The organism is Pseudoalteromonas sp. SR41-8, from assembly GCF_014163915.1.
Classification (GTDB): domain Bacteria; phylum Pseudomonadota; class Gammaproteobacteria; order Enterobacterales; family Alteromonadaceae; genus Pseudoalteromonas; species Pseudoalteromonas rhizosphaerae.
This window is the reverse complement of the sequence record NZ_JACJEE010000027.1, coordinates 26,405-38,512: the sequence shown is the minus strand read 5'-3', so window position 1 is coordinate 38,512 and position 12,108 is coordinate 26,405. Positions and strand designations below refer to the sequence as shown.

Genomic DNA, 12,108 nt, shown 5'->3' with positions numbered 1-12,108 from the left:
TTACTTACCAATAGTTTTTATACAATACATAAGTAAAATTGATAGATGAGTTAAATATGGATTTAGACGCCCTACGTACTTTTTGCGCTTTTGTTGAAACGGGCAGCTTTACTCGCGCTGCTCAACAAGTATGCCGCACCCAATCGGCAGTGAGCATGCAAATGAAAAAGCTCGAACAAGAGCTGGGTAATCCATTATTTATCAAACAAGGCAGGCAGCTTGTACTATCGTCAAGTGGCGTTCACTTAGCCAGCTACGCAAAACAATTATTAGCACTGCATGATGAAGCCTATAAACAACTTAAAACCGGTGGTGGGCAAACTCGCGTGCGCTTAGCATGTCCTGACGATTATGCAGGCACAGTATTACCTAAAGTTGTGGCTTTATTACATAAACATATACCGCAACTTGATTTACAAATCAGTTGCGCGCCGACCAACCAGCTCAAAACACAGCTAGATCAAGGCTTGCTAGACATGGTGATTGCGACGCGCTCGCCCAGCTCTGAAGAAGGTTATTTTTTAGAATCAAGCAAAGGTGTGTGGGTTAAAAGTGCCGAATTTAACTATCAATCCGCTATGACCCTGCCAGTTGCAATATTTCAACGAGATTGTAAATTTCATCAAGCGGCTATTGAAGGGTTACTAAAGGCTGAACGCCCATTTAACATTGTTGCTTGCTGCGGCTCGCTCAGTGCGCTCACAGCATTAGTAAAAGCCAATCTAGCCGTTGGTGTGATGGCTGAGGTAAGTAACACTCAGGAGCTGGTGACGGTTACTGACTCAACTCTGCCGCCCTTGCCCGTTATTGATATCGTACTATTACACGCAAACCACGCTCATAACCCGATAAAACGAGAGTTAGTAAAGCTAATAGCAGCAGATTATGCACTTACCTTGTGAATCTTGGGTTTTAAAGACTATCGCAGCCTTACTAAGGTGCGTTTTCGCTTTGGCTCAGTAAGATATAAAAGTTGCGTATTATCGTGTGAAGCATTAATTAACATATTACCTTTCTCGTTCGCGATATGGCGTATTTCTGAGTGAGCGCTTTGTAAATCAAGCATATTAAGCTCATAACCATCTTCTTGCTCTAAGGTAATACTCAACGTTTGCTCATCGACCGCCAGACCAATAATATCACTATCATCTGCGTGCCATACTTGAGCAAAATTGCCATCTTGATCGAGTCGAAATACCTGTTTGTTATTTGAAAAATAAATCTGATCGTGTTTGTCTAAAGCCATTGCATAACAAGCCAGCCGCTCTCCTTGGCCAGTGAATGGCGATAAACTTAATGTTTGCATGTCTAATTTTGCTGGGTGAAATGTAACGCCATCGTCAGCGCGATATGAAACCAAGATCGCATCTTCATTATAAAACTTCTCTCTGAGATAAAACGAATGATGATGGTGGGCTATTTCTTGATAATCGCCACTTTTTAAATCAATTCGAAACAGTTTATCTTTGCTTGCGGTGATCACTTCTTCGCCATTTTTTGACCAAACAACCCCAAACAGTTCTTCATTATTAGGGTTTGCAAAAATCAGCGTTTGTTTACCTTGCTCATATAAAAATAGCTGTTTTAAACCAAAACGATGGGATTCAAAGACAAACTTAGTTGAATCAGGTGAGAATACCGGCAAAAAATCAACCGACGAGGTATCGACGAGCTTTTCATACTGCTGAGGTGTTGCACCAGTTGCACGCAAAATATCAACATCAATATTTACAAGCTCCATCAATATCTCCTCACCAGATGGCGTGAATGCAGCATCTCGAATAACTTGATAATTATTAAATTCGATATCAGTTGAGTTGCCCTGACGATCAATAAGTAATAGATTATTTGTGTTGCTTATCAGCAAGTATTCACCACTTGGGTGCCAACTAAGCCCCTGAATACCATCTTCAATAACGGCAATTGTTTTACTACTATTATCCGTTAAATTCAGTATTTCAATACGGTAGTTATTTTGTCCTGCTTCATAACCAAGCGCTAGTTGCGTTTGATCTGGCGACAACGCATGTAACTTTAACCAGTCTTGACCCATTGAGGCTTTGATTACCTGTTTTTGTTTAGTTTCTATATTGACGGTCGAAAGCTGCGTATCATTTTTATGTTTTCGTCGCTCAATAAAATAAACCTGATTGTTATTAGTCCATTGTAATTGCTGGCTGGTAACTAAATATTCTTTAAATTCCAGTACGTTGGCGTAATTTAAACTCGTTAGAGTTACCATGTCTAAATTAAAATACGCTAATTGGCTAACATCATTTTGTTTTTCTATAAAAGCCAATGCGCGATTATCCGGACTCCAGCCTAGACTATAGTAGGTCGATGGGTGCTGGGATAATTGTACCTCTTTACCTGTCGTTAATTCTTTTAGCCAGATATGCTGATTATCATTGTCACCGCGAACAAATGCTAAATAATTGCCGTTATTAGATTGCGATTGAGAGGATTCATTGGCTTCATTTGATGTTACAGGCACCAACGCAGAGAAATCAGTTTTAACAACCTGCGTTGTAAATGCGAACCAACCACCAACCAAACATACAATTGTCACGGCAATAAAAGCCAACAACGGCCACTTTACACAGTGAGAACGTGTTTGTTCGTTAAGCTCAAGGCAATAACCCCGTTTCGGGTGGGTAATGATGAATTGTGGATTTTTAGAATCTTCATTTAATGCTTTCCTAAGCAGTGCAATATTGCGTTGCACATTACTTGGGCTAAACACTGAATTAGGCCACACAGCTGCAAAAATTTCTTCCTGGCTAACCACATTGCCCCTATGAGAGTACAAAAATTGGAGCACATCCATAACCTTAGGTTCGACAATTTGTACGCCTTCAGCTGAGGAAATTTTACCACGGCTAACATCGACGTCAAAATTCCCGATTCGAAACCTACCCACTTACAACTCCAATAAATTCATACAAATCATAGATTAAGATTTTCTTAAGATAAACTCAAGGGTTATTACATTGCCGCATTAATTAGTTCAGTTAATGGTTAGGCACCATTTACTAAGTAATAAAAAAGATGCAACGGATATTATCGACATTCATTATTTTTGTGAGCGCGTTTCTACTCTTTCAAATTCAACCTATCTTATCTAAAGAGCTACTACCCGAGTTTGGCGGTGGCGCTTCGGTTTGGTCAACCAGCCTATTTTTTTATCAAAGCATGCTGTTACTCGGCTATTTATATGCTCATTTGTTAAGCCGTTATCAGCTCAAACGACAATTATTTATACACACATTGTTAGTGGCTGTATCGAGCATCATTACTTTTAACACAATTGAAGTCAGTCTATTTTTATCACTAACACCAGCGTGGTCAGTGATTGCTAAATTGTTTTTACAGGTTGGCTTAGTCTTTATGTTACTAAGTGCCACCAGCGTACTATTGCAGCGCTGGTATATTGAATCGACCGCTATGACTGTACCTTATCAATGGTATTCGCTTTCGAATCTGGGTTCACTACTTGCTTTGCTGAGTTACCCATTTATTTTTGAAGTTTTATTTTCAATCGATGAGCAAAAGAGCTATTGGACAGTGGGGTTATTTGCATACTGCATACTGTTATTGTGCCTAATTTATGTATTATTTAGTAATGGCAGTATCGCTGATAAAGCTATTACTAAGTCAAAAACGACTTTGCTCGTCAAACCTAATTGGCTGTGGATTGCGTTCTCAGCAACCAGTTCAATGATGTTGATCGCGACAACTCAGATGATCAGCATCAACATCCCGCCTATGCCTCTGATATGGGCTTTACCATTGGTAATATATTTGCTGACCTTCAGTTATGCGTTTGCATCCGCAAAAAGCTATAATCGCGCCCATTGGACGTACTTATTAATATTTAGCGCATTCGCAGGGCTGATGATGTTTTTCCTTGGCAGCCAATTTAATGCTTTAGCTCAACTGGTGATCTACAGCTTTATTTTATTCATTGTTTGTATGATCTGTCATGGTGAACTTCGAAAACTCGCGCCAGATGGCTCACTGCTTACTGTATTTTATTTATATATCGCTTTAGGAGGAGTGATCGGCAGTTTACTCAGTGCCTTAGTCGCACCGCTACTGTTTGAACAAATAACAGAATTCATTGTGGCGTTAGCTGTAGCGCTTTCATTATTTATATACACGCTACTCACCCAGACGACGAAAACGTCCTCTTGCTATAAAATAGCTTTACTGGCTACGCTGGTTATTTGGGGCACAGGATATAGCTATCTTTTTGTTAATTTTAATCAATACAACTTAGCGTCTGAGAGAAATTTTTACGGTTATGTCACTGTCAAAGACATTACAACGTCTGATCTTGCTGAACGACGCCTAATCGATGGCACAACGATTCATGGCTCACAGCCACTTAATAAACAAACTGAACTCACAAACAGCTATTACCATCACCATACTGGTATCGCTAAATCATTGTCAGCATTAAAAAAGCAACATGATTTAAATATAGGTATTATTGGTTTAGGTGCTGGAGTTTTAGCAAAGTTTGGCGATAAGTTCGATAAAATCCGCTTTTATGAACTTAATCCTGCGGTTTACAACATGGCCATGAATTATTTTTCATATTTAACAGATAGCCCTGCACGTATTGATGTGGCTATTGGCGATGGCAGAATCACCTTAACTAAAGAGCAAAAAAATAATGCACCGTTAATGAATGCGTTAATTATTGATGCTTTTTCAAGTGATGTTATTCCTACCCATTTACTGACTGAAGAAGCTTTTCAGTTATATTGGCAGCGACTAACAAAAGGCGGCTTATTAATTATCCATATATCCAATAATCATATTGATTTGATGCCAGTGCTCCAAGCTCACAGTAAGCGCTTCGATAAATCTCTGATCAAATTTAACTATAGCGGTACGCAGTTAGGCTCACAATGGGTCGTAATGACGAATAACCAAGCATTTTTAAATTCGATAGCCATGACAGACTTATCACCGATAACACCTTATTCAACAGTACATTTGGCGCAATGGACAGATCAAAAACACAGCCTGATCCCGCTCCTGAAACTTTGATGTCTATCTTAAAATAACCACAACAAAAAAGCGCGATTAACATCGCGCTTTTAAATAATTCTAAATGCTTTTAACTAAACCCTAAACAGAGCCATTTATTGGCCCATGCTCATGATGAACATGCGGGTTTTGACCACGTTGACGTAGTAAATGATCCATTAAAGTAATGGCCATCATCGCCTCGGCAATCGGGATTGCACGAATGCCAACACATGGGTCGTGACGGCCTTTGGTGATCATCTCAACCGATTCATTACTCGTGTTAATACTATTACCGGGGATCGTAATACTTGATGTCGGTTTGAGTGCAATTGACGCGATTATATCTTGCCCTGTAGAGATACCTGCAAGCACCCCACCGGCATGATTTGAGGTAAAGCCATCAGGGGTTAACTCATCACGATGCTCAGAGCCTTTTTGCTCAACCACATCAAAGCCGTCGCCAATTTCAACGCCTTTTACTGCGTTAATACTCATCAGTGAGTGGGCAAGTTCTGCATCAAGGCGGTCAAATACCGGCTCACCTAAACCAACAGGTACATTCTTAGCCACTACTTTTACCTTCGCGCCGACTGAGTCACCTTGTTTTTTAAGGTCGCGCATATAGTCGTCAAGCGCGTCTAACTTGCTTGCATCTGGGAAAAAGAAAAGATTATTTTCAACTTCATCCCAATCGTAATTTTCAGCTTTAATTGGCCCAAGTTGACTCAAACACGCACGTACTTCAATACCATGAAATTGCTTTAGATACTTTTTAGCAATAGCGCCTGCGGCAACACGAATAGCGGTTTCGCGAGCAGATGAACGGCCACCACCGCGATAATCGCGTAGGCCGTATTTATGCCAGTACGTGTAGTCACCATGACCTGGGCGAAATACGTCTTTAATTTTGCCATAATCTTGTGAGCGTTGGTCGGTATTTTCAATTAATAAACCAATACTGGTGCCGGTGGTTTTACCTTCAAAAACACCCGCTAAAATTTTAATTTGATCGCTCTCACGGCGCTGCGTAGTGTAACGGCTTTGCCCTGGCTTACGACGATCTAAATCGATTTGTAAATCTGCCTCAGTGATTTCAAGGCCTGCTGGCGTGCCATCCACAACACCGCCTAAGGCGACGCCGTGGCTTTCGCCAAAGGTGGACACTTTAAATAACTGCCCGATGCTATTACCTGCCATTAACTTTCCTCATTCCTAATGACTACTAAGTACCGAGCCTAAGGCTCGGCTTTGATTTTTGTGGTGATCAGTCTGCGAAATATGCAACGAGTTGTTTTTTGCTGATCACAAATACGCCAAATCCACCTTGCTCAAACTCAACCCATTCAAAAGGCGCATTTGGATAAAGGGCATCCATGTGTACCATAGAATTACCAACTTCGACAAATAACAAACCGTTATCAGTTAGATGATCGGCCGCTTCACTCAAAATAGTACGGGTTACATCAAGACCATCATGGCCTGATGCTAAACCAAGCTCTGGCTCATGGTGGAACTCACGCGGTAAATCAGCCATATCTTCGGCGTCTACATACGGAGGGTTTGCCACGATCAGGTCATATTTCTGCCCTGGTACACCGCTGAATACGTCGGATTGAATAGGTAATACACGGTCACTTAACTGATAATCAGTGATATTGATATCAGCAACTTCGAGTGCTTCATAAGAAATATCAACGGCATCAACCTGCGCTTCTGCAAAAGTTTGTGCTAATGCAATCGCGATACAACCAGAACCGGTACATAAATCTAAAATACGATTTACCGATTCAGGCTCAGCTAGCCAAGGTGAAAAGCGATTATGTATTAACTCTGCAAAAGGTGAACGTGGGATCAATACGCGCTCATCGACATAAAATGGCATATTAGCAAACCATGCAATATTAGTCAGATAAGGTACTGGCGTGAAATCATTTATACGTTCTGCAATTAATCCCGCAAGGCGGTTTTTTTCGGTGCTAGTTAACCGGGCATGCATTAATTCTTTTGGTGCATCAATGGGTAAGCTTAACGCGGGCAGTAACAAGTTGACTGCTTCATCCCATGCGTTATCAGTTCCATGACCAAAGAAAATACCACTGCTGGCAAATTGACTCGTGGTCCACCGTAGCCAATCGTGTAACGTTGACAGTTCTGCTACAGCTTCATCTAAGGTTGCTTCTTCTATTAATAATTCGCTCATATTCGTTATCTACCTGCTGCTTTAGAAAATATCAATTCAATCGAGGCGCAATTAAGGCCCCATGATTGCCCTATTGTAACGCTTTTTTACACAGTTTTTACTCTGTTTTCACTCGATTTCTAGCGTTTTTTTGTTTAGACTGCCGCTATGAAAAAAGATCCTCTCTCAAACGCAGATATTAGCCCTGACGACATCGATATGTTTCGTCAAAGTATTAATGGTGCCCGTGTATTTAAACAAGACACGCATCGCTTTGCTAACAAACCTAAAATCTCACAAGCTAAGCTGTTTGCCCAGCAAAAAAAGCAACATCAGGCAGAATTTTTCTTTTCTGATGAATATGTGCCAGATATTGATACCAACGGAACGGTTAATTATGTGCAAGACGGTCAAGATCGTTTTTTAGCAAAGCAGTTACGCCGAGGTGACTTTGTACCTGATTTAACCCTTGATTTACATGGTTTAAATAAGGAGTTGGCAAAAGATGAACTCGCAGGACTGATCCATGAGTGCAAAAAGAAGCATTACTACTGTGCGTGTGTAGTACATGGTATTGGTGGACATATACTCAGACACAAAGTGCCGCAATATTTAGTACAGCATCCAGATGTCATAGCAATACACCAAGCGCCACTTGAATACGGTGGTAAAGGTGCGGTACTTATTTTAATAAACTTACCACAAAGTGATGAATTTAGACGCTAAGCGTTAACGTTATCCCTATTTCAAGGCAACAGTGCAGTGCATATTTTCTCTATCATCTTTCCGCTGATTTTCATTGTTGCGCTTGGTTTTAGTTGTTGTAAATTAAAGTTTTTTGAACAGCAACACATTGCAGGGCTAAGTAAGTTTACTTTTTACATTAGCCTGCCGGCATTTTTATTTTTAAATATGTCGCAAATCGATTTACAGCAAAGTATTAGTTTATCGGCCTTTCTGAGTTTTTATATTCCTGTACTGAGCGTATTTGCCTTAGGTATTTTGGTTGACCGCTTTTATTTAGCTAAGCAAAAAAATTATCAACAACACAGTGTATTTGGCTTAGCGTCGAGTTACTCAAACATGGTGTTGGTGGGCATTCCTATCATCATCGCATCCCTTGGCAAAGAAATGATCGCCATCGCTTTTATGATCATTACCTTTCATAGCACATTGCTGTTTGCACTTACCTATTTAATCGGCGCAAAGGGCAGCGAACACGCATTTTCATGGTCAAGTTTTGCTAAGAGCATGGTACTGAATCCGATTGTATTGAGCATCGGCTGCGGGCTAATATTAAATGTCAGCGGCATTATTTTGTTTGATAATCTAGCAAAGAGTTTAGAGCTTTTAGCAACCCCCGCCATTGCCTGCGCGTTATTTGTATTAGGCGCCAACTTAGCGTTTTACAAAATTGCAGCTAACTGGCAACCCGCATTAATCGCCTCGTTAATGAAGATTTTTTTACTTCCTGCTGGGGTATTTTTAATCGGTGCATACGCATTTGAACTAGATAGAGAGATTTTGAACGTGTTAGTGCTATTAAGCGCTTCTCCTGTTGGTGTAAATGCTTACCTTATTGCCAGTCAAATAGGTCAACATCAGGTGACATTAGCCGGTGCAGTTGTACTGTCAACGGTTTTAAGTGTGATTAGCTTTAGTTTTTGGTTATCGGTATTGCTTTAACCTTTACAAACCGCCAGCTACATCAACAAAGCTACCTGTGGTAAACGATGCCTGCTCAGAGGCTAAAAAGTAAATTGCAGCGGCAACTTCCTCAGGTTGTCCACCTCGGCCCAATGGCAGCTTGTCTTTAAGACGCTCCACCCGATTTACTTCACCACCATCGCGGTGCATATCGGTGTAGATTAACCCTGGGCGCACTGAGTTAACACGAATACCTAACTTGGCTACTTCTTTGGCTAAACCAATGGTTAACGTGTCCATTGCTCCTTTAGATGCGGCATAATCAATATATTCATTTGGTGAACCGGTTTTAGCCGCTGCCGATGATACATTAACGATACTGCCGCCACTGGGCATTCGCTTAATCGCTTCTCGGGCACATAAAAAAGCGCTTGTTACATTGGTGGTTAGCACTTCATTTATACGCGAGGCTCCCATCTCAAGTAATGGCATTTGCGGTTTCAAAATACCCGCATTATTTATAAGCACATCTAATTTGCCAAATAACTCATCTACTTTTGTAAACAGGGTCAGCACTTGCGTTTCATCAGACACATCGGCTTGCACTATTTCGGCTTTTACACCAAAGCCGCGTGCTTGCTCTGCTATTTTTTCTGCGCTGTGTTGATTCCTTTTATAATTAATACAAACATCATAACCGTGACGAGCAAAATAAATTGCGGTTGCAGCACCAATTCCTCGGCTTGCTCCGGTTATAAGTACTACTGGGTTAGATTTCATTGTCTGTCCTTGTTTTTGCTTATTTAAAAAAACTGACCACTAAGTGATGAATTTAGACGCTAAGGGTTAACGTCATCTTTATTTCAAAACAATCGTTTAAATTTTTCATCGGCGCACCAGGATTTTATAAAATTGTAGCAAACTCGCAACAGGCATTAATAGCCTCGCTGTTAAAGATATTTTATGTTGCGATCCCCGCTTCAGGGAATATATTGAGCAAATTCTTTATAGCCATCACACCAATACTATTTAATTAGTGTTCAAATGTACCTGATTATAAACAAAGGCTTAGCTTCCTCCAAGAACGAGATAGAATCGTTTCAAGTTATTTATGAAAGAAACTCTTCTAGCTTAAATAGATCATGTATTAAATCAAAATGGTATTAAGTTGAGGTAAACATCGGGCGTACATTACTGACAACAAGCGTGAGGTATTCAAAGGAGTAATTTAGACACTGCCAGTGTAATTCAACTCAACAAAAAGGTTCGAATGGACTGTGGAAATACTCACCTGACAGCAAAGTAAAATGTATCTTTATTTACTTCTTTAAAATCGTCAAACCGACTAGCTTTGTATTCATCACCTAATCTACTTTTATCTCCAAAAATTAAACCTTGATAACCGTTCATCACTGAACTTCCCCATTGCAAAGTGAAAATTTCATTAGTTCTATTATGATAAATATCCGTAATGCCGATTGCTTTCATTGCCGATAATAATTCGAGTACATCTTCTCTTTTCACTATAGTAGAAGGGATGAAATTGTTCGTAATGGTGTCCCAATTTTCGTATGCATTTTTTTCAGATTGTATATAGTAACTTTCATAAAACCCGCCTTCAGGAGCTATACCATACGTTTTCTTCTTATCATTTATTATAATATTATTAACGATGAAAATTTCTTCTTTAAGATAACTTAAGGTTACCAAGTTTAAATTTTCTAACTGTTGAGCTAAAGCTTTGGACTTATTCAGCGTAGAAGCTGATGTAATAAACTCTTCATTATAATTATCACTACAAGCGACTAAAGAAAACGTTAAAACAATAAGTAATAAGCACTTTCTATTTAAAAGAAACAACCCCATGAATTAATCCCCAAAGCAAGCGTAAATTTTAAGTTAAATTACTCATCCCCATTATGCAATCGAAAAGTATCAGCAATGTCTTTACAATACATGCACTGACGGACCTTGCCAATTGGTGAAGATAGCTAAATCACCATTTTTTAGTATTGCTTCATTATGATGCTCAAAGCAAAATAAAAAAGAGGTAGTAGCTTTACCTCTTTTAATACAAAGGCTGCAAATTCATCGCATTAATTTGGATATATTAAGTCCTTAAATGCTTGTGGGTTACTTGATTGCAGCAACAACTGAAATCTCAACTAGCAAAGCATCGCGGGCCATTTTAGCTTCTACGCAGGCACGTGCGGGCGCATGACCTGCTGGTACCCACGCATCCCAAACCGCATTCATATCGGCAAAGTAATCCATGCTTTTTACATAAATAGTGGCGCTGAGCATATGCTCTTTTGAACTTCCCGCCTCATTTAAAAGTAACTCAACTTTATCAAGCATGGTTTGCGTTTGTTCGGTGATGCCCTGCTCTGCGTCAGCACATACTTGGCCACATAAGTACACCGTACCATTGTGCTTAACGATACGACTCATGCGAGTTGCGGTTTGAATACGTTCAATTGTCATAAAATTGTCTTTGCTAAATTAGTGTGTCGCTAATTTAGCAAATTTGGTTCTGAACACAAGGTTACATACCCAAGTCACCTCAAGATGCGAGTTTCAGTTGGGCATTTCACTGGCACTTACTCTCATCGTTGTTACTTCTTGAAAGGGACTGCCATTGTTGCAAAGTAACGCCTTGATATTAAGCCCCTGTGAAACGCTGAATTCTGTATCTTGAGGTGGTTTGGGTATGAGGTTAAATTTCGACATTGCTGGGAGCGTGAATACTTAAATATTGGCTTTTATGGCGACTTTCATCGTAACTCAATACGGCAACCGCTCCAGTGTTAAATATCGGCATATTCCCAGCACTCAATTGGTCAACTAAATAACTAACTATTGGCATGTGAGCTACGACCAACCAGGTATCGCATTGTGGATGCATCGCGATGAGAGTTTCTAGATAATCGGCGGCAATTTGTGGATTGCCTTCAGGGATTATATCGCTGCAAGTTTCTTCGAATAAAAAAGCATTATGCTTTTTTACTCCTTCAGCTGTTTGCTGAGCACGAATGTAAGGACTTACTAACAATGCCGTTGGGGTATGCGTTGCTTGCAACCATAAACCCATTTTTTCGGCCTGTTGTTGGCCAACCGAGGTCAAATTTCTACTTGCATCGTCAGCTTGCATCGGTGTTGCTTCGCCGTGGCGCATTATTAAGATTGTTTTCATAAAAAATCAACCGATTAAAGAATATAAAACAGTAGCCAGTTTGCCTGTT

General features: G+C 40.1%; 11 protein-coding genes. 4 read left to right on the top strand and 7 right to left on the bottom strand.

The genetic code is table 11. The annotated features are described in order from the left end of the window. The first annotated feature begins 56 nt into the window (after positions 1-56). Entirely contained in the window at positions 57-902 is an 846-nt protein-coding gene (locus H5162_RS16175; RefSeq protein WP_145240391.1) for a LysR family transcriptional regulator, read from the top strand. 17 nt (positions 903-919) lie between these two features. On the opposite strand, the gene H5162_RS16170 is transcribed toward H5162_RS16175, so the two are convergent. Next, a complete protein-coding gene (locus H5162_RS16170; protein WP_182778987.1) occupies positions 920-2,920 on the bottom strand; it encodes a winged helix-turn-helix domain-containing protein in 2,001 nt (666 codons plus the stop codon). A gap of 128 nt (positions 2,921-3,048) precedes the next feature. On the opposite strand from H5162_RS16170, the gene H5162_RS16165 reads away from it, so the two are divergent. Next, positions 3,049-5,058: a fused MFS/spermidine synthase gene (locus H5162_RS16165; protein ID WP_182778985.1), complete on the top strand. Its 2,010-nt coding sequence runs from the start codon at positions 3,049-3,051 to the stop codon at positions 5,056-5,058. An 81-nt stretch (positions 5,059-5,139) separates the two neighbouring features. On the opposite strand, the gene aroC is transcribed toward H5162_RS16165, so the two are convergent. Together aroC and prmB are read right to left on the bottom strand one after the other, a co-directional pair. After that, positions 5,140-6,237 carry a chorismate synthase gene (gene aroC / locus H5162_RS16160; protein ID WP_145240385.1) on the bottom strand — a complete coding sequence of 366 codons (1,098 nt, stop codon included), beginning with the start codon at positions 6,235-6,237 and terminating at the stop codon, positions 5,140-5,142. A 67-nt stretch (positions 6,238-6,304) separates the two neighbouring features. Beyond that, positions 6,305-7,240: a 50S ribosomal protein L3 N(5)-glutamine methyltransferase gene (gene prmB / locus H5162_RS16155; RefSeq protein ID WP_145240383.1), complete on the bottom strand. Its 936-nt coding sequence runs from the start codon at positions 7,238-7,240 to the stop codon at positions 6,305-6,307. Positions 7,241-7,387: 147 nt separating this feature from the next. Between prmB and smrB the strand changes: the two genes are divergently transcribed. Together smrB and H5162_RS16145 are read left to right on the top strand one after the other, a co-directional pair. After that, positions 7,388-7,945 carry an endonuclease SmrB gene (smrB, locus tag H5162_RS16150; RefSeq protein ID WP_145240381.1) on the top strand — a complete coding sequence of 186 codons (558 nt, stop codon included), beginning with the start codon at positions 7,388-7,390 and terminating at the stop codon, positions 7,943-7,945. A gap of 36 nt (positions 7,946-7,981) precedes the next feature. Further along, positions 7,982-8,905 carry an AEC family transporter gene (locus H5162_RS16145; protein ID WP_182778983.1) on the top strand — a complete coding sequence of 308 codons (924 nt, stop codon included), beginning with the start codon at positions 7,982-7,984 and terminating at the stop codon, positions 8,903-8,905. A gap of 3 nt (positions 8,906-8,908) precedes the next feature. On the opposite strand, the gene H5162_RS16140 is transcribed toward H5162_RS16145, so the two are convergent. The 4 genes from H5162_RS16140 to sixA all read right to left on the bottom strand — a co-directional run bounded on the left by H5162_RS16140 (position 8,909) and on the right by sixA (position 12,059). After that, positions 8,909-9,646, bottom strand: coding sequence for an SDR family oxidoreductase (locus H5162_RS16140; RefSeq protein ID WP_182731362.1), 738 nt, complete (start codon positions 9,644-9,646; stop codon positions 8,909-8,911). Positions 9,647-10,153: 507 nt separating this feature from the next. After that, complete coding sequence (locus tag H5162_RS16135) at positions 10,154-10,732, bottom strand: hypothetical protein (RefSeq protein ID WP_145240375.1); 579 nt, start codon at positions 10,730-10,732, stop codon at positions 10,154-10,156. Positions 10,733-10,999: 267 nt separating this feature from the next. Then, the gene (locus H5162_RS16130; RefSeq protein ID WP_149983028.1) at positions 11,000-11,350 is read right to left on the bottom strand and encodes a RidA family protein; all 351 of its coding nucleotides are present in this window, start codon (positions 11,348-11,350) and stop codon (positions 11,000-11,002) included. A gap of 232 nt (positions 11,351-11,582) precedes the next feature. Beyond that, positions 11,583-12,059 carry a phosphohistidine phosphatase SixA gene (gene sixA / locus H5162_RS16125; protein WP_182731360.1) on the bottom strand — a complete coding sequence of 159 codons (477 nt, stop codon included), beginning with the start codon at positions 12,057-12,059 and terminating at the stop codon, positions 11,583-11,585. Between the last annotated feature and the right edge of the window lie 49 nt (positions 12,060-12,108).